The following is an 18,341-nucleotide window of genomic DNA, read 5'->3' as shown; positions in this document are numbered from 1 at the left end:
TAACTATACAAAAGACGTAAAATGTTAGATAATAGTATAACAACCTATCTAGTCTTAAGAAAACCGTGCGCAAAGGAGGAAAAAACAATGAATAAACCTTTCCCATTTTATAGCGAGCAAACGAATCAATCTTTCTTACAAGCAGATATGACAAAAGAGGAGCGCGATGCACAATTAGTCGTTGATAAATCCATTCTCCTTTTTCAAAAAAATAGGTTAATGAAATTAATAGACCAATCACTAGAAAACCGTAATCAAAAGGAGTTTGAACAATTAACTGCTCAATATAATCAATTGTTACAACAATATTTACACGTTGCAAATCTATAAACCTTTCACGTTTTAGGTAAGACAATGTTGCCTAATTACGTTCCCTCTATTAAAAATTCAACTATATTCTCTATTTTAGTTTTTGTTATCCAAAAATTTGTTAGCTACGTAATCCAATGAAGAGCGTTCGTTATTCTTTGCGAATGCTCTTTATTACTTGTACAAGTATATCTAACAAAAACACAGGCGTTAGACGTAACAACACAAAAGGCAGTAGATAACCCAAAAATATTTTCACTTATGCCGTGCAAACAATAAAAAAGGACTCCCTTAATATGTTAGGAGTCCTAACTACTAATTAAAGTGTTACATCCTTTTCCTTCTCTGTTTCTATTTCTTTTTCTCGATGAAGGCAACATTGGCATTCCTTCCCCTTCCGTAATTCTTGTTTAAAAAAGTAGAGTAGAATACCAATAAGCAAAAATGAAACGACCCCTCCTGAAGAATCTTGTGCAATAACTTCTTCGACATGTCTTTCCAATAAACGTAACCAAATTTCGAACAGTATTTCCATTTTCCACTTCCCCTTTCAATTAGACGTATTCCAACAAACATCAAAACATACAGCATGATGAAAGGATCCTACGGCTGAAGGGATGGACTATACAGAATAATCTTAATATTCTGTATTATAATATATGTTACTATACTTTCTATATTTTTCCTATCCAACTAGAATCATATTTTTATAGGTCAACAATAATAAATATTTATAGAAATATTAGGGAAAAAAGTTATTTTAGTACAAAAGACTTCCCACTACATACCCGTCTATAAAACTAAGCTTGGACATCTAAAAACAGTTCCATTATACTTAAGAAAATAAAAAACTTGTCCATTTAGAGACAATACTTATCTGATATATATTCATAACGAGGTGTAATGTAATGGAACATTTAATTAATCAAAAAGTAAAAAACATTGAAATATCGGGAATTCGCAAGTTTTTTAATTTAGTGTCAAAATATGACAATGTCTTATCGTTAACGATAGGTCAACCGGATTTCTCAACACCTCAGCACATAAAAGATGCTGGTATAAATGCTATTCATAACGACCATACATCGTATACAGCAAATGCCGGGATATATGAATTGCGGAAAGCAGCTTGTCAATTTATAAGCGATAAATACAAACTACTGTATAATCCTGATTCAGAAGTAATTGTTTCCATCGGAGCTAGTCAAGGAATTGATATTACATTTCGCACCATTCTAACCGAAGGTGATGAAGTTATATTACCAAATCCTGTTTATCCTGGCTACGAACCTATTATTCGTCTTTGTGGTGCAACTCCCGTCCACGTAGACACACGTTCATCTAGCTTCCTATTAACAGCAGATTTATTAAAAAAATACATAACAGATAAAACTCGTTGTATTGTGCTACCCTATCCGTCGAATCCAACAGGTGTAACGTTGCCTAATGATGAAATAAAAAAAATTGCGGCATTACTTAAAGATAAAGATATTTTTGTATTATCTGATGAAATATATAGTGAACTTGTATTTGAAGGAGAACATACTACAATTGCTTCTTTCCCAGGGATGAAGGAAAAAACCATTGTTATTAACGGTGTCTCAAAGTCACATTCGATGACCGGTTGGAGAATTGGCTTTGTCTTTGGACCGGAAAATGTAATGAAACATATGCTTAAAGTGCACCAATATAATGTTTCTTGTGCAACTTCCATTTCACAATATGCCGCCCTTCAAGCTTTAACGGTAGGAGCAGATGATGCTATTACAATGAATGAAACATATAAACAAAGAATGGAATATGTATACAACCGATTACAGGCAATGGGTATTGAATCTGTGAAACCGAATGGAGCCTTTTATATATTTCCTTCTATCGAGCAGTTCGGATTATCTTCTTTCGATTTTGCTGTTAAACTTTTAGAAGAAGCAAAAGTTGCTGTTGTGCCCGGAAGTGCGTTTTCAACTTGCGGTGAAGGATATATTCGATTATCGTATGCGTGTGATATGGAGACGTTAATAAAAGCGATGGATCGTCTTGAGCAATTGACACTATCTTTAAAACAAAAAAGCAAAAATAAATTTCCGTACGTTTGATATATCTATCTTTTTTAAAAAAGCTAGGCTGCTAAAGGCAACAGCCTAGCTTTTAGAGATTTAATACATTATTACTGCAAAGCTCTTTCTACATTAATGACACCATTACCGTAATAGAACGAACTTCCTAAATAAGTAGTCGTGCTGTTTAGTTTGTTACGAATTTGTGCAGCGGACCAGTTCGGATATTTAGCTTTTAGTAATGCGGCAGCACCTGCTACATGTGGAGATGCCATCGATGTACCGTTATAAGAAGCATAAGAACTGCCAGGTACTGTACTTAAAATACTAACACCAGGAGCCATTACTTCTAATTCAGACCCAACACTTGAGAAAGAAGCTCGGTTATTATTGGAATCAACTGCCCCAACCGCAATAACCGAAGAATATCTTGCAGGATATCCGATTGTATTACGATTACCTTGAGCTCCACTATTTCCTGCTGCAGCTACTACAACGATATTATTTCTGTAAGCGTTGTCAACCGCGCGCTGGAGTGCTGTTGAACCAGAGCTTCCTCCTAAACTCATGTTAATAACGTCCATTTTGTTTGCAATCGACCATTCCACCCCTTGTGCAATACCACTTAACGTACCACTTCCTGATGCACTAAGTACTTTTACCGCATATAACTCCGCGTTATAAGCAACACCTAATACTCCTACTGTATTATTTAATGCTGCTACTGTACCAGCCACATGGGTACCATGACCATTTGAATCAATATAAGGGTTGGATTCTCCAGAAATAAAACTTGCTCCACCTCTAACGTTCAAATCAGGGTGACTCGCATGTATTCCAGTATCTAATATAGCAACTTTAACACCTGATCCAGTTACACCTGAACTATGGGCTCTATGTGCATTAATATGTGTAACTCCCCACGGAGTAGTTTGTGCGTATGTTTGTACTTCTGCATTATGTTCAATAAACTCTACATTTGGATTATTTTTTAATGCTGCTACTGCTTTTTCAGGCAATTCGATATGCAATACGTTCATATACTGGAATTCATGTAATACGGATCCTCCAGCAGTTGTTACTGATTTCTTTGCATTACTGTCAATTCCTGTTTTAAAACCAATTAAGTATTCTTTTTTTGCAGCTTCGTTATTTTCTTTCGCACTTACTCCTCCAAATGTTAAGGAAAATGCTAAAACTGCTACTAAAAATAAAGCTGTACCTTTTAACCATTTTCTCAAACGACAACACTCCTTCGATTGTTTTGACAATTTTCAAAATTCGTAATTGTCGAGATTGATTATAACACTTATAAAAGTAGGTGCATTGTGTACAGAGAACGATTTTTATTTTCCTATTTTCTAAAGAAAAAGCACCACACCTTATGAAAGATGTAGTGCGTTAAGCTTGTATTTAAGAGAAAAGACCGAGTGAATGTAAAAAAATGATACCAATTCCAATAGGTATAATGTATTTAACTGCAAATAACCAAAGCTGAAATAACAATTTTGATGCTTTCGAACCTTGGAAAAACTCGTCCTCCAAAATCGAAACTGGAATTCGATAGCCAACAAATATCGCTATAAATAAGGCACCGATCGGAAGCGCCATATTACTTACAAGAAAATCAGCAAAATCAAACATAATAAATCCGAAAATAGTAATATTGCTCCATATTCCGAACGATAAAGCAGATGGTATACCTAAAATAAATATAATCGCACCACTAATCCAAGCGATTTTCTTACGATTGGTCGGCTTATTTCTTACTAACACTGAGACGACTATTTCTAAAATAGAAAAAGCTGATGTTAATGTGGCAAATAACAATAGAAGTAAGAACAATACTAGAAAAAACATCCCAAATGGTAGTTGGTCAAATACTGCTGGTAAAACGACAAATACTAATCCTGGGCCTTCATCCGGCTGGAATCCTAATGCAAATACAGCTGGAAAGATAACTAGTCCAGCTAAAATAGATATTAAAATATTTAAGCCTACTACTGAACTAGTTGACTTTACTAAGTCTTCCCCCTTTTGTAAGTAAGAACTGTACGTTACCATAATCGATACACCTACACTAAGTGCAAAAAATGATTGACCAAGCGCTAAAAGAAAGGTAGAGGAAGTTAACTGTGAAAAGTCTGGCATTAAGAAAAAACGTACACCTTCTAATGCTCCTTCAAGTGTTAATGATCTACCAATTAAAACGAGAAATAAAATAAATAATAATGGCATTAATATTTTACTAGCTTTTTCAATTCCACTTTGGATGCCAGATTGAACGACGACAATTGTAATAAGCAGAAAGAAAGCTTGTGCAAGTAATACTTCAGGACCATTTACGATTGTTTCATCGAAAAGAACTCCGAACTCATTCGCATTAAGGTTAGAAAGTTGACCCGTAAAGGATTTTACTATGTATGTCACAATCCAACCACCTACCACACTATAAAACGAAAGCAAAATAAAGGAAGCGACCACACCAAGCACTCCTATATAATGCCATTTACTGTTAGGTGCTAAATGTTTATATGCATGAATTGCATTCTTCTGCGTAGAACGGCCAATAATGAACTCTGCTAACAACATTGGAGCTCCGATAATAATAGTAAATAGAAGAAAGACAAGTAAAAATACTCCCCCCCCATTTGTTCCTGCCATGTAAGGAAATTTCCATATGGCACCTAAACCGATTGCCGACCCAGCGGCAGCTAAAATAAAACCTATCTTTGATGACCATTGCTCTCGTTGCTTCATAAATACACTCCTATTACTGTATAACTTAGTTGTACCCTTCCAAAGGAAGCTGTATGTTGAATGTTGTACCCTTTTTATCTTTTTTGTTTTCAATTTCAATGGAACCATTAAGGTTTTTAATAATATTAAAGGAAATCATTAGTCCTAATCCCGTTCCGTTTTCTTTCGTAGTAAAAAAAGGTTCCCCTAGCTTACTTAAGACTTTTTCAGAAATACCAGGTCCTTCATCACTTATCAGGATAGAGAGAAAACCATTTTGTACAGCTGTTCTAACCGATAACGTACCACCATTTTCCATCGCTTCAATACCATTTTTAATAATGTTAATAAACACTTGCTTCAATTGGTTACCGTCCGCTTTTACATAGTCCTTTTCAATTTGAAAATCAAATTCAAACCAAACATCATTAATAATTGCTTGTGTTTCTAATAATAACGTCACATCTTTAAGTAATGCACTAATTGAAACTGTACGGAATTGAACAGCTTGCGGTTTCGCCAATAATAATAACTCACTACATATTAACTCAATTCTATTTAATTCTCCATTAATTATTTGATAATAATCAGAAGTATGATAGTTCCCAGATTCAATTAACTTAAAAAATCCTTTTATAGCCGTTAACGGGTTTCTAATTTCATGTGCAATGCCTGCAGCTAATTGACCTGCGACCGAAAGTTTTTCAGATTGTACCATTAATTCTTCTGCTTTTTTACGCTCAGAAATATCACGGACAATAATTTGAAGTGCTTTTTTACCTAAATATGTAGTTGGGATAGCCACCATTTCGGTGTACAACTTTTTATCCTGAAAAGTCGTCCATGCTTGTTCAAATAAAGGATGTTTCTTTTCATGCTTACTACTATTAACTGTACGTTTCCAAATATCTTTAAAATGATTTTCTGCAATATTGTGAAAAATACTTTTACCAATAATTTCACCATAACTGTTTGCTTCCAGCATTTTTAACCCCGACTCATTAATAAACACCCATTTTTCTTCACAAATGATACCAATTGTATCAATCGTATTTTGTATTAATGTTCGGAACCTCTCTCGACTTTTTTGGAGGATATTTTGAAAATTTTTTCGGTGTGCAATATTTACTAATACGACAAATGAAGCTATTTTACCACGGAACATCGTCGGTGTCGACATCACGTCAAAATCAATTAAACTTCCATCAGCCCTAATCCATTGTTGTTCCATTAAACCAACATTTTTGCCACGCGCAACTGAAGTTAGCCGATGCTCTACAATATCATGAAACTTTGGATCAATAAACCGGTAAACATCTTTTTCGATAATTTGCATTCGATTATGTATACCTAATAGTTGGCATCCAGTCCAATTTATATACTCCACTTTACCATCAACAATAATTAAAACACCGTTCGGTAATTTTTCAATAAGGTCATGAGCATAATTTTCAATCAGTGGTTTATCTCCCAATGCATTACTCTCATAGCGAGTATACCCTTTTTCTCTATATAATTTATTATTAGTAGGTGACCAACCTGGTACTTGTGAAAAAGTGAACAGCCACTCTCTTTCATTTATGTTAGCTGAGGAACCAACAGAAACTATATTTGCTTTTCCACACAAAAATCCATCTGCAGTTTTTAACCTTACTAAAAAAGAAGCAGAATTGGTAGGTTGTTCAACTAAATTTTCAACTAAATATAGATCTTCTTGATGAATGTGTTCTCTAATAGGTTTTCCAATTAATTTAGAATTGTCCATGTTTAATAATGTCTCACTAGAAGTTGAGCAATATTTTATCTTTCCCAATTGGTCAATTACTAAAAATAAGCTTATGTTATTACTATCTGGATCAGATTGGTCTATTTCAGATTGAACAGGAGAATGGTAATATCCCATAACTTCCCCCCCTAATCATTTTATATATTAATATATTTAATTTGGTTTTAATTATACAATATATTCCGAATTTTTTCTAAACTTTTTCATCAATATGTAGATTCATGTCTTTTTTTTGCATATCACCTGTTCATTTACAGAAATAAATACTTTGGATTTTTTATATTTTACTATAAAATATATGGTAATGACGTATACATAACAAGGGGGAAATGTTCATGAACAATAGAGAAACTGTTGCTTTCGTAGGTACTGGGGTAATGGGGAATAGTATGGCTGGCCATTTATTAAGAGCTGGCTATCATGTTAACGTGTACACAAGAACAAAAGAAAAAGCAGAAAATTTAATAAGCTCTGGAGCAAAATGGTGTTCTACCCCAGCTGAAGCTGTAGCTGATGCGAAATATACGATTACAATCGTTGGTTACCCAAAAGATGTTGAAGAAGTTTATTTCGGAAAAGATGGAATATTAGAAAATGCAAAGCAAGGTTCTTTCGTCATTGATATGACAACATCAACGCCTTCATTAGCAAAAAAGATTTATGCAGCAGCAAAAGAAAAAGGGATTTATAGTTTAGATGCACCTGTATCAGGTGGAGACGTTGGTGCTAAAGAAGCTCGCCTTACCATTATGGTAGGTGGTGATAAAGATGCATATAAAACATGCCTACCTCTGTTCGAAAGAATGGGTAAAAATATCGTATTACAAGGTGAGGCTGGCTCAGGACAACATACGAAAATGTGCAATCAAATTGCGATTGCCACAAATATGATCGGAGTATGTGAATCACTTGCATATGCAAAGAGCTCTGGGCTAGATCCTGTGAAAGTGTTAGAAACGATAACGACTGGTGCTGCAAATAGTTTTTCCCTTAGTAAGTTAGCACCTAGAATACTTGCAGGTGATTTTGAACCCGGTTTTTATGTGAAGCATTTTATTAAAGATATGGGGATTGCCTTAGCTGAGGCTGAAGCAATGGGGTTAAAACTGCCTGGGCTTTCTTTAGCTATCGATATGTATGAAGAGCTTGCCAATAAAGGAGAAGAAAATAGCGGTACACAAGCGTTGTATAAATTATGGGAAATGTAATATTAATGTATTAATAGTAAAATAAAAAGCTGCTTCCTCGCATAGAAGCAGCTTTATAAGTTTTAAGCGTTTGCTTTAAAAAACTTCGGATAAAATTTATATATAATTACTAGTATCGCTATTGTAATAAGCATTTCTGGAACTAAATAAGACAAGTTATAAATAATAGAATATAATACAACCGGTATTCCATCTGGAGCATATTCACCGAACCAAATTACTCCTGAAAGGAAATGACTTATTAAACGTAATGCGGTTCCAAATATCATACCAACTACAATTGTACGAATAGTTACTCCTTTTACGGCAAAAATAGCGGCGAATCCTAACAGTGCAAATGGTAATGGGTAATCTAGAATAAGTTGCGCAGGATGAACAACATAACCTCCTGTTAACCAATTAATAACCCCTACTAATAGTCCGGTTACAACCCCCGCTTTCCAACCTCGTCTAAAAGCAATAACAAAGATTGGAACCATAATTAAAGATATAGATCCACCGTACGCCCAAAGCGCACCAAATTTCACATAGCTTAAAATAACTGCAAGTGCTGCCATCATAGATATTTCTACCATTGTGACTAAACGTTCTCTTTCCATCTGTCTCTCCCTTTCATGTATCCACTAGAAGGCTAGATTAAAGGAACATTTAGAAACGGTTAGAATAAAATAACAACCACTTCCCTACGCTAGTATAAACTAGATCAGGTTCCAAGAGTTAAGGTGTTCACCTCTCTCAGCCTTATCGGCACCTCTAGTGGACTTTCATTTACTTTTCCAATCAATATTGTAACATAATTTTAACAAAAGGGGAAAATTTTAATTGGAACACTATGAAATATCGATTCCTCGTAAATACTCTAGCATAACGTGAACCGCTACACGACTCGTCATATCCCGAAAATCGATTGTTGGATCTATTTCTACAATATCTATTCCACACACTTTATCGTGTTGAGCTACCTTATATACAGCTTCTAACAATTCACGAGAAGTCATGCCTCCGGGACCTAATGCTGGACAACCTGGAGCGTATGCTTGGTCGAGTACATCCATGTCAACTGAGATGTAAATATGATCCACTTTGCCTTGTAAATATTCCAGCGATTCTTCTATAACACACAATATCCCTTTTTCTTGAACATCTTTCATCGTAGAAATACGAATACCTTTCTCAAGAGCAAATTGATGATAATATTCGCTATTAGAGTAGTTTCGAATCCCCACTTGTACTAGGTGGGCACCTTGAAGGACTTCATCCGAAAGTAACCTATTGAATGGTGTACCATTAGTTGGCCCACCATCTTCCGTATTTCTTAAGTCATGATGTGCATCAAATTGAATAACACCAATTGTACCGGCCTTTGCGTTACTCATTCCTTTTACTAGCGAATAAGTAATAGAATGATCCCCACCTATAAAAATAGGGTGTAGGGACGGATTTTCCCTAATTAGCTTCTCTATACTTTGTTCAATGCGGCGATAGCTTTCTTTTATATCTGTTGCATGCATGAGCACATCTCCACAATCGGTAAGTTTACTAGATTGCAGGTCTTCTCTAGTCTCTACTGCATATGTTGAATAGTTGTGAAAAAGTTTTCTTACAGTAGCAGGAGTGAAGCATGCCCCAGAATGACTAATAGATGGCTTGGATAAAGGAACACCAATAACGGCTGTTCCTTTTATCTCCTCTATGCCATTCCACTCCTGTAACAGAGAAGCTGCTTTTTTGTAGTAGCGATCTGTAAACAGTGGACTGCCAGCTTTTTGAATAAACGTTTCCTTATCCAACATAGGCCCCACCTTTCGCTACTTCTTCTCCGTTTAAATAAACTGTATTCGTGTGGTTTACCCCGTAATGATAAGGAACATATAAATAGTTTGGCGCATTCCATACAACTACATTTGCTTTACGTCCTACTTTTAATGCGCCTGCACTACTCCCACGATTAATAGCATGTGCAGAATTAATCGTGACAGCATTCCAAATTTCTTCTGGCGTGAGCTTTAACTTTAGCATTGCTAAGTTCATAATTAGTTGAATGTTTTCGGTAGGAGAGCTACCCGGATTAAAATCTGTCGCTAGTGCAACCGCGGTACCGTTATCAATCATTTCCCTTCCGCGAGCGTAACCTTCTTTATTTAAATAAAATGTCGTACCAGGAAGTAAGACAGCTATTACTTCAGAATTACCTAACTCTTTAACAGCTCTATCAGATGCAGCAATTAAATGATCTGCTGAAATTGCTCCAAGTTCGATTGCTAACTCTGTACCTCCTAAAGAGACAATTTCATCTGCATGTATTTTCAATTTGAATCCAGCTTCTTTTGCAGAAGCTAAGTATCGGGCTGACTGCTCTACGTTGAATACAGCTTCCTCACAAAATATATCAACAAATTCTGCTAAATCTTCTTCTTTTAGCTTCTGAAACATTTGTTTCATTAACTGTAAAAACTCCTCTGACTTTCCTTTATATTCGTTTGGAATAGCATGTGCCCCTAGAAATGTTCTCGGGATGTCTATTTCATATTCCTCCGCTAATTGTTTCGCAACTTGTAGCTGCTTTAACTCTGTATCTAGATCTAAACCGTATCCACTCTTTGCCTCTACCGTTGTAATTCCATAACTAATCAGTCTTTCTAGATGAAAACTAGCTTTTTCTAGTAAATTCTCAAAACTAGCTTTGCGTGTTGCTTCTACAGTTGAAAGAATTCCTCCACCTTGCTGTAAGATTTCTAAATATGGTACTCCTTGCTGTTTTAAAGACATTTCGTGTTCCCTTGAACCTCCAAAAACTAAATGTGTATGGGGGTCAACTAGTCCTGGAGATACTAGCTTTCCACTACAATCTATCACTTTTTTACTCTTCAAATTTAGAGCCTCTGCTGTCGTACCAACAAATTGAATGACTCCATCTTTCCATCCAATCGCTCCATTTTCTATTAGGGGAAGCTTACTCATTTCCTCCCCGTGCACTTGATGATCGTGACCGTGATCCATCGTTAACAACTGACTACAATTTATTAATAGAGAATCTAGCATTATACATCCTCCTTCAACATCGGAATATGAACGCCACGTTCTTTAGCAACCTCTACCGCTTTTGAGTACCCTGCATCGACATGTCGTACGACTCCCATTCCTGGGTCAGAAGTTAAAACACGCTCTAATCGTTTCGCTGCATCATCTGTACCATCTGCGACAATAACCATCCCTGCATGAAGAGAATACCCCATACCTACTCCACCACCATGGTGTACAGAAACCCAACTAGCACCATTCACTCCATTAATTAACGCATTTAAAATTGGCCAATCCGCCACTGCATCACTACCATCTAACATTCCTTCTGTTTCCCGATTAGGAGATGCAACGGAGCCACAATCTAAATGATCACGGCCGATTACGATGGGAGCTTTTAACTCTCCGCTTGCAACCATATCATTAATTATTTTGCCAAAACGGGCTCTCTCCCCATAGCCTAACCAGCAAATACGTGAAGGTAAGCCTTGAAATGCTACTTTTTCTCGCGCCATTTTAATCCAATTACATAAATGTGTATTATAAGAAAACTCTCGTAAAATAACTTCGTCCGTTATATATATATCTTCTGGGTCACCTGATAGTGCAACCCAACGGAATGGCCCCTTCCCTTCACAAAATTGTGGGCGAATGTATGCTGGTACGAAGCCAGGGAATTGGAATGCGTCCTGTACACCTTCATCAAAGGCTACTTGGCGAATGTTATTTCCGTAATCAAACGTAATTGCACCTTTATTTTGCATATCAATCATCGCTTGTACATGTATCGCCATGCTTTTCTTCGATTGTTTAACGTATTCTTCCGGATTTTCCAAGCGTAACTTATTTGCTTCTACAAGTGAATAACCAATCGGAACGTAACCATTTAATGGGTCATGGGCGGACGTTTGGTCTGTTAAAATGTCTGGGGTAAATCCTCTCTCCACTAACTGTGGCAAAATTTCTGCTGCATTTCCAACAAGACCGATAGATAAGGGTTCTCTACGATTTTTGTACTCTTCTGCTTTTGCTAACGCCTCATCTAAACTATGAAGCAATACATCACAATATCTAGTATCAATACGACGCTGAATTCTTTCTTCGTCAACGTCAATACCAATTACTACCCCACCATTCATCGTTACTGCTAACGGTTGAGCTCCACCCATTCCTCCAAGTCCAGCTGTTAGTGTAACCGTTCCTTTTAATGTGTTGTTAAAATGTTGTTTCGCAGCTTCTGCAAACGTTTCATATGTTCCTTGTAGAATCCCTTGAGTACCAATATATATCCAGCTACCAGCTGTCATTTGGCCATACATCATTAGCCCCTTTTTATCTAACTCATGAAAATGCTCCCAATTGGCCCATTTTGGAACTAAATTTGAGTTGGCAATCAACACTTTCGGTGCGTCCTTATGACTCTTAAAAATAGCAACTGGCTTACCAGATTGAACTAAAAGCGTTTCATCGTCCTCTAATTCTTTTAAACTAGAAACAATACTCTCAAAGCTTTCCCAGTTTCGAGCTGCCTTTCCAATTCCCCCATACACAACGAGATCACTAGGATTTTCTGCCACTTCTGGATCTAAATTATTCATTAGCATTCTTAAAGCAGCTTCTTGAATCCATCCCTTCGTATTTAACTCCGTACCACGTGGTGCTCTAATTATTTTTTCTCCCATTTTCATAACCCCTTTTCAATTTTTTATCGTTTCTTCACATTCTTCTTTCATCAATTGAGCTAATGCTTCTATATCTTTAGAAAAAATGCGGTCTTCTGTTATAGAAGGTACGATATTCCTCCCATTTTGATACCACTTTTGCATGTTTGGAGATGCGTATTCAACGCCACGATATTCTACAGCTTGTAATGCACAAATATATTCAATTGCTAGTACCCGTCGAACATTTTGGATAATTTGATACGCATGCCTTGCAGCAATCGTTCCCATACTAACATGGTCTTCTTGGTTGGCTGACGACGGAATAGAATCGACACTCGCTGGATGCGCTAACGTTTTATTTTCCGACACTAGTGATGCAGCACAATATTGCATAATCATTGCCCCGGATTGCAAACCAGGCTTTGGACTTAAAAAAGGCGGTAAGTCATTTAATTGTGGGTTGACGAGTCTTTCAATTCGTCTTTCGGAAATGTTCGCTAATTCTGCCACTCCTATTTTCAAAAAATCCATCGCTAGTGCGATTGGTTGCCCGTGGAAATTTCCACCAGATATAATTTTGTCTTCAAATATTAACGGATTATCTGTTGCTGCATTTATTTCTATTTCTAGCTTTTCTTTTACATAATTTAAAACTTGCCAGCTAGCCCCGTGAACTTGTGGAATACAACGCAAGGAATACGCATCCTGGACACGCTTTTCACCTTGCTTTGTTACTAATTGACTGCCCTCTAATAGTTCTAGCATTCTAGCAGCTACTTCTTCCTGCTCACGATATCCTCTTACTCTATGAACATCTGGGTCAAATGCATCGATAATTCCATTTAAACCTTCCATCGTAAGGGAAGCGATTTTCTCTGCCTGCATGGCGATTTTTTCTGCCTCTAAGTACGCGACAACACCGACAGCTGTCATTGCTTGTGTACCATTTATAAGCGCTAATCCTTCTTTCGCTCCAAGAACAATTGGAGTTATTCCAAGTTTACTTAGAACTACTGCTGTTGCTATTCTTTCACCTTCATAATACACTTCACCCTCCCCAAGAAGAGTTAAAGCTAAATGAGAAAGTGGGGCTAAATCTCCACTTGCACCAAGTGACCCTTGTTGAGGAACAACCGGTATTATGTCTTCATTAACATAAAATAACAATCTCTCAATAACTGAAGGGCGTATTCCTGAGTAGCCTTTTAATAGTGCATTTGCTCGTAACACTACCATCGCTTTACTTATAGCAGGATGAAATGGTTCTCCTACACCACAAGCATGAGAATGAATTAAATGACGTTGTAATTCTTCCGTTTGTTCACTTGGAATGAATACATCACTAAACTTACCAAATCCAGTTGTAATACCGTACACTACTTTTCCTTCTTCAGTTATTTGTTCTACTTTTTTTCTACTAGCTGCAACTCTAGAAAGTGCTTCCGTACATGCTTTTACCTTTTCTTTTTTAAATAGTATGTTGTCTAACTGTTTTAACGACAGATGATTACCAGTTAACGTAACCAAAGTTCTCCACCCCTTTATAGCCCTAAAAATAGCAAAAGGAGGCTATACCTTTTAAACTAGTAAAAGGTACAGCCCCCTAATGATCAATATCTATGGGCAACAATATTTACATGTGATTAATTCCTAAACCTATCGTTTCGTGCTCTGATCCTCGAACCGGCGCTCCAATTGTTCCATACAACGCAACGGCAATCCAATCTCCTTCTTCCATTTCCTCATATGGATTACCACGCACAATTGCAAAGCGAAGTCCAACCGTTCGCATTAACGACCCTAACTGTACTTGACCACGTGTTACACCACTTAACGCATCCATTATTGCGTGATATAACGCATGTGTTTCTCTATATCCGTTCGTTCGGATAATACCTTCTCTCTTTGCTGCCGTTTCAATAGCGGAAACGACTTTCTGAGAATCCATTGCCCCTACCTTACCCGTACAATATTTCCAATGTGGTGGTAATGAAATAGATTCTTCCGCTTCTGATTGAAGTACTAATAGAATGGCATGTTTACCAATTCTTTTATCAACAGCAAGTACCATATCATTTCTCCAAACGTTATAAATTTTCTAATAACTAATGACTACCTTCAGTTTAAAGGTAGCTAAGCTCTATTGTCAAGGACTCTCTTAGTCAAATGACTTGGACAAAATATAATATTGAATCCCTTTTGTTGCACGTAATGCCTCTAATTGTTTTTGATCTGCAAGTACTTTATTTTTTGCTTTTTTTGCTTTTTCCGCTTCTAGGGACAGTTTCATCCAATCTTTACGAATGTGCTGAATGGAATGGACAAAGTTCGATTCATTTTTTTCTTCTATCGCTATCGCCGCCAGGAAATAATGTTTAAATTCCTCTTGTGGAATAAACGTTATTTCTTCTTTTAATAACTTCCAATCTTTCATATATAAATAATAATTTGCTCGAAAGACCGCTGTTCGCTCTTTCTTCTTCCATTTCTCTTCTAATTTTTCTAACGCTTTTTTAGCTTCACTCATATCTTTATTTGCTAGTTGTAGGATAAAGTCATAGTAAGGTTCTACTGACTTCTTTTGTAAATATTTTTCTATTTTTTCAACATCTCTTGATAAAAACATATAACGTACATCACGATATGAAAATAATAAGAACGCGATAAACACTAAAAAAACGAACATCCAATAATCTACTTGGACGTTTAAAACTCCTAGTAAAAATCCGATAAGTAATCCACCAAAGATGATAGCTATAAGTCTTTTAACATTCATTTATAAAAAATACCAACTTTCTAATATAGTTATATCGATTTAATCATACCACCATCAACTAAGAAAGAACTCCCCGTCATGTAACTATTCGCATCAGAAGCTAAAAAAGTTACAACTTTTGCAAACTCATCAGGATGTCCATACCGGCCTAAAGGAATGTTTGCTTTCGCTTTTTTCTCGACTTCTTCTATTGAAATACCTTGTCGCTCTGCACTAACACTATCTAAATGCGCTACCCGATCTGTCGCAATTCTCCCTAGTGCAACGGTATTGATTAAAATATTGTGAGGGGCAAGCTCAGTTGCAAGTGATTTTGAAAGTCCGACAATGCCTGTACGGAAAGTGTTAGACAAAATTAATCCTTGAATAGGTTCTTTGATGGACGAAGAAGCAATATTAATAATTTTCCCACCTTGATTCTTTAAGTATGGTAATGCTTCCCGAATTAAGCGAATATAGCTTAATAGATTTAATTCAAATGCATTTTGCCACTGTTCATCATCCATTTGCTCAAACGTTCCAGCGGGTGGTCCCCCTGCGTTATTAATTAATATATCAATCGTACCATTCTGTTCAACTGTGTATTGTACCGCTTTTTTTATGTCTTCTGTTTTTGTAATATCTGTCTTTATGTATGTAACGCTTCCTTTGTTTAAAACCTTTAGTTCATCCATTGTTTCTATTAATTTTTCTTCATTGCGGCTAGCAAGGACTACGTTTACTCCTTCTTTTACAAATGAAGTTGCAATCGCTCTTCCTAATCCTTGACTTGACGCAATAACTAAAGCAGACTTACCTTCTAAATTAAGTTCCATTTCTATCCCACCCTATCATGTATTTAATTTTCCATATTATTATTTTAGCACATGAGATGGAAGAGTTCCTTTAAATAATTTAGGCGATCTATTCATAGACCGCCCTCCTAAAAAATTATGATTGTAAATCAACGTCAATTACGTTTATTTGAATTGCATCTAAACTCCCGTCAAAAATAACTTCATCATTTAAAAAAATTGTTGCCTCATTAACACGTTCTGAAAAATAATGTGGCGAATGAAATATCGTCAAACCAATACCGTGCGAAATTAAAGTCTGTAAATTAGCTCTTTCCGTCTCTGTCATATTCCCCACTTCTCCAGTTATTTTAATTTCTATTGAGTTACCCGAATAGCCGGTATATGATAACGAAAACATACTTAAATCAACGGTAGCTTCAGGTAAGTCCGGTCTATCATGGAGCGAAAGGAAACTTTCAATATATTGCTCCACTGTTTCATAAACATTAGTTTCTTCCTTTAAAAATATTTGCTTTCCAGTGTTAACTGGTGTGTAAACATTATTGCGAACAATTGTAACATGTTCGTGTGAGCCACCGTGACTATCCATAAATGGCTTATCATCTTCGAAAACCGTAAAATATTCTGCTTCCGGTACTATTTGCCTCGCATATACATGAAAAGCATATCCAGCTAACATCATTCCGGTAGAACCTTGAACATTAATTAGATCTTGTTTATTAAAATATAGTGATACATGTTTATTTTCTTCATCATAATGATAGCTTTGTAGTGGGATATCGCTTCGTGCTGGTACGATAAGATAATTTTCTAGTAAATATTCCTTTAGCATTGGATCTGCATGGAAATTTAGATTATCCAATGATTCTAAATTAATAGAAGGAATAGTTACTGGTATAGTGTACATCGCATTGTCGTCTGACATTGCTACTGAAAAATATTGCTTACTTTCATCGTATATCCCTTTATAAACAACGCTGTCTATTTCATTTTCATTTTGGTTTTGTTCTTCTTCTTTACTACTATCTTCCGTACTTTCATCTAGTTCTTCATTTAATTCTTCTTCATTATTTTCCACTTCTTCTTGATCATTGTTATCCTTTTCTTCTAGGTGCTCTTGTTCATCAGAAACTACCGGAGGATTAATTTGTTCGTTATCTTTGTTAAACAAAAATTGGGACCCAATAAAAACAGCTATGAAGAACAAAGTAACGCTCGCTGTCACCATTAAATAATGATATGCTTTACTTTTTTTCTCGATTTTACGTGCCTTTTGAAATAAGTTTTGACGAATTAATTCTTGGCGGTTTTTATTCCAGTTAATATCTTCATTTAGTTGTTGAAAGTCTTGATCATTAAATAAATTTTTCATATTTATAACCCTCCTTTTCCATTTCTTTTTCCAATGCAGTTAATGCTCTGTTTAGTGTCATTTTCACTTTGCTTTCTGACCATTGTAAAATTTCAGCTGTTTCTTTCGTTGAAAGTCCTTTTACTTTTCTAAAAACAATTACTTCTCGATAATTTGACTTTAACTTTTGTAATAACTGAAACAGTTCTACTGAACTTTCACGAATCGTTACAACCTCTTCTGGTAACGGTTTTGGATCTGCAGATTGAAAAAATTCTTTTACTTTTAATAATGGCTTCTTTTTTCGCTGAGCATCAACTGTTACATTATGAGCAATCCGATAGATCCAAGTTTTCGGGCTTGAATTTCTGTGAAACGAATCATAATGAACAAATACTTTTACAAAAGTTTCTTGTGTTAAATCTTCTGCTTGCTGATAATCATGCGTCATCATAAAAATATATTTGAATATGCTTTCGCTATATAGCGTATACCATTCTTCTACTTCTCTTTTTTTAGCATCAAGCAAAACAAATCCCCCTTTCTTTTTTTCGTTACTATTTAGACGGTTTAAATTAATGTTCGGTCACACAAAAAAGATCGACAAGAGAAATGGATTAATTAATTAGTAAA

At 35.9% G+C, this 18,341-nt stretch carries 17 protein-coding genes and 1 riboswitch; of the genes, 3 read left to right on the top strand and 14 right to left on the bottom strand.

From position 1 onward, the window contains the following. Positions 1 to 87 precede the first annotated feature (87 nt). Positions 88 to 330, top strand: coding sequence for an IDEAL domain-containing protein (locus tag BC6307_RS09520; protein WP_066412700.1), 243 nt, complete (start codon positions 88 to 90; stop codon positions 328 to 330). 298 nt (positions 331 to 628) lie between these two features. Here the strand turns inward: BC6307_RS09520 and BC6307_RS09515 are convergent, their stop codons facing one another. After that, positions 629 to 844, bottom strand: coding sequence for a hypothetical protein (locus BC6307_RS09515; RefSeq protein ID WP_066412697.1), 216 nt, complete (start codon positions 842 to 844; stop codon positions 629 to 631). Positions 845 to 1,217: 373 nt separating this feature from the next. Between BC6307_RS09515 and BC6307_RS09510 the strand changes: the two genes are divergently transcribed. After that, positions 1,218 to 2,405: an aminotransferase A gene (locus tag BC6307_RS09510; RefSeq protein WP_066412696.1), complete on the top strand. Its 1,188-nt coding sequence runs from the start codon at positions 1,218 to 1,220 to the stop codon at positions 2,403 to 2,405. A 71-nt stretch (positions 2,406 to 2,476) separates the two neighbouring features. Here the strand turns inward: BC6307_RS09510 and BC6307_RS09505 are convergent, their stop codons facing one another. From BC6307_RS09505 to BC6307_RS09495, 3 genes are all read right to left on the bottom strand, one after another. Continuing rightward, the gene (locus BC6307_RS09505; protein ID WP_066412694.1) at positions 2,477 to 3,607 is read right to left on the bottom strand and encodes a S8 family peptidase; all 1,131 of its coding nucleotides are present in this window, start codon (positions 3,605 to 3,607) and stop codon (positions 2,477 to 2,479) included. 172 nt (positions 3,608 to 3,779) lie between these two features. Continuing rightward, complete coding sequence (locus BC6307_RS09500; RefSeq protein ID WP_066412690.1) at positions 3,780 to 5,126, bottom strand: sodium-dependent transporter; 1,347 nt, start codon at positions 5,124 to 5,126, stop codon at positions 3,780 to 3,782. Positions 5,127 to 5,151: 25 nt separating this feature from the next. After that, complete coding sequence (locus BC6307_RS09495; protein ID WP_066412688.1) at positions 5,152 to 7,008, bottom strand: ATP-binding protein; 1,857 nt, start codon at positions 7,006 to 7,008, stop codon at positions 5,152 to 5,154. 218 nt (positions 7,009 to 7,226) lie between these two features. On the opposite strand from BC6307_RS09495, the gene BC6307_RS09490 reads away from it, so the two are divergent. Then, positions 7,227 to 8,099: an NAD(P)-dependent oxidoreductase gene (locus BC6307_RS09490; RefSeq protein ID WP_066412686.1), complete on the top strand. Its 873-nt coding sequence runs from the start codon at positions 7,227 to 7,229 to the stop codon at positions 8,097 to 8,099. A gap of 62 nt (positions 8,100 to 8,161) precedes the next feature. Here the strand turns inward: BC6307_RS09490 and thiT are convergent, their stop codons facing one another. The 10 genes from thiT to BC6307_RS09440 all read right to left on the bottom strand — a co-directional run bounded on the left by thiT (position 8,162) and on the right by BC6307_RS09440 (position 18,237). Further along, positions 8,162 to 8,698, bottom strand: coding sequence for an energy-coupled thiamine transporter ThiT (thiT, locus tag BC6307_RS09485; protein ID WP_066412684.1), 537 nt, complete (start codon positions 8,696 to 8,698; stop codon positions 8,162 to 8,164). Between the two features lie 64 nt (positions 8,699 to 8,762). Further along, positions 8,763 to 8,864: riboswitch (TPP riboswitch) on the bottom strand. A 65-nt stretch (positions 8,865 to 8,929) separates the two neighbouring features. Then, positions 8,930 to 9,892: a formimidoylglutamase gene (hutG, locus tag BC6307_RS09480; protein WP_425319488.1), complete on the bottom strand. Its 963-nt coding sequence runs from the start codon at positions 9,890 to 9,892 to the stop codon at positions 8,930 to 8,932. Further along, positions 9,882 to 11,141: an imidazolonepropionase gene (gene hutI, locus BC6307_RS09475; protein ID WP_066412682.1), complete on the bottom strand. Its 1,260-nt coding sequence runs from the start codon at positions 11,139 to 11,141 to the stop codon at positions 9,882 to 9,884. Before hutI ends, hutG begins: the two co-directional genes overlap by 11 nt. Beyond that, a complete protein-coding gene (hutU, locus tag BC6307_RS09470; RefSeq protein WP_066412680.1) occupies positions 11,141 to 12,808 on the bottom strand; it encodes a urocanate hydratase in 1,668 nt (555 codons plus the stop codon). The genes hutI and hutU overlap by 1 nt, the downstream gene beginning before the upstream one ends. A 9-nt stretch (positions 12,809 to 12,817) precedes the next feature. Next, positions 12,818 to 14,311, bottom strand: a complete 1,494-nt coding sequence (gene hutH / locus BC6307_RS09465) for a histidine ammonia-lyase (protein WP_066412678.1) — start codon at positions 14,309 to 14,311, stop codon at positions 12,818 to 12,820. A gap of 106 nt (positions 14,312 to 14,417) precedes the next feature. Continuing rightward, the gene (gene hutP / locus BC6307_RS09460) at positions 14,418 to 14,855 is read right to left on the bottom strand and encodes a histidine utilization transcription antiterminator HutP (protein WP_066412675.1); all 438 of its coding nucleotides are present in this window, start codon (positions 14,853 to 14,855) and stop codon (positions 14,418 to 14,420) included. A gap of 87 nt (positions 14,856 to 14,942) precedes the next feature. Continuing rightward, positions 14,943 to 15,560, bottom strand: a complete 618-nt coding sequence (locus tag BC6307_RS09455) for a hypothetical protein (RefSeq protein ID WP_066412674.1) — start codon at positions 15,558 to 15,560, stop codon at positions 14,943 to 14,945. Between the two features lie 29 nt (positions 15,561 to 15,589). Beyond that, positions 15,590 to 16,375 (bottom strand): SDR family oxidoreductase, encoded by a 786-nt coding sequence (locus BC6307_RS09450; RefSeq protein ID WP_066412672.1) that lies wholly within the window; start codon positions 16,373 to 16,375, stop codon positions 15,590 to 15,592. 115 nt (positions 16,376 to 16,490) lie between these two features. Continuing rightward, complete coding sequence (locus BC6307_RS09445; RefSeq protein WP_066412670.1) at positions 16,491 to 17,729, bottom strand: hypothetical protein; 1,239 nt, start codon at positions 17,727 to 17,729, stop codon at positions 16,491 to 16,493. Continuing rightward, positions 17,713 to 18,237 (bottom strand): RNA polymerase sigma factor, encoded by a 525-nt coding sequence (locus BC6307_RS09440; RefSeq protein WP_066412669.1) that lies wholly within the window; start codon positions 18,235 to 18,237, stop codon positions 17,713 to 17,715. The genes BC6307_RS09445 and BC6307_RS09440 overlap by 17 nt, the downstream gene beginning before the upstream one ends. Positions 18,238 to 18,341 lie beyond the last annotated feature (104 nt).

Origin of the sequence: Sutcliffiella cohnii (assembly GCF_002250055.1) — a bacterium.
Taxonomy (GTDB): domain Bacteria; phylum Bacillota; class Bacilli; order Bacillales; family Bacillaceae_I; genus Sutcliffiella; species Sutcliffiella cohnii.
This window is presented reverse-complemented; position numbering and strand designations above follow the sequence as displayed.

Bases quoted from the DNA above. Each gene is read 5' to 3' on its own strand.
- BC6307_RS09520 (WP_066412700.1), top strand. From the start codon at position 88: ATGAATAAACCTTTCCCATTTTATAGCGAGCAAACGAATCAATCTTTC.
- BC6307_RS09515 (WP_066412697.1), bottom strand. From the start codon at position 844: ATGGAAATACTGTTCGAAATTTGGTTACGTTTATTGGAAAGACATGTC.
- BC6307_RS09510 (WP_066412696.1), top strand. From the start codon at position 1,218: ATGGAACATTTAATTAATCAAAAAGTAAAAAACATTGAAATATCGGGA.
- BC6307_RS09500 (WP_066412690.1), bottom strand. From the start codon at position 5,126: ATGAAGCAACGAGAGCAATGGTCATCAAAGATAGGTTTTATTTTAGCT.
- BC6307_RS09495 (WP_066412688.1), bottom strand. From the start codon at position 7,008: ATGGGATATTACCATTCTCCTGTTCAATCTGAAATAGACCAATCTGAT.
- BC6307_RS09490 (WP_066412686.1), top strand. From the start codon at position 7,227: ATGAACAATAGAGAAACTGTTGCTTTCGTAGGTACTGGGGTAATGGGG.
- thiT (WP_066412684.1), bottom strand. From the start codon at position 8,698: ATGGAAAGAGAACGTTTAGTCACAATGGTAGAAATATCTATGATGGCA.
- hutG (WP_425319488.1), bottom strand. From the start codon at position 9,892: ATGTTGGATAAGGAAACGTTTATTCAAAAAGCTGGCAGTCCACTGTTT.
- hutI (WP_066412682.1), bottom strand. From the start codon at position 11,141: ATGCTAGATTCTCTATTAATAAATTGTAGTCAGTTGTTAACGATGGAT.
- hutU (WP_066412680.1), bottom strand. From the start codon at position 12,808: ATGAAAATGGGAGAAAAAATAATTAGAGCACCACGTGGTACGGAGTTA.
- hutP (WP_066412675.1), bottom strand. From the start codon at position 14,855: ATGGTACTTGCTGTTGATAAAAGAATTGGTAAACATGCCATTCTATTA.
- BC6307_RS09455 (WP_066412674.1), bottom strand. From the start codon at position 15,560: ATGAATGTTAAAAGACTTATAGCTATCATCTTTGGTGGATTACTTATC.
- BC6307_RS09450 (WP_066412672.1), bottom strand. From the start codon at position 16,375: ATGGAACTTAATTTAGAAGGTAAGTCTGCTTTAGTTATTGCGTCAAGT.
- BC6307_RS09445 (WP_066412670.1), bottom strand. From the start codon at position 17,729: ATGAAAAATTTATTTAATGATCAAGACTTTCAACAACTAAATGAAGAT.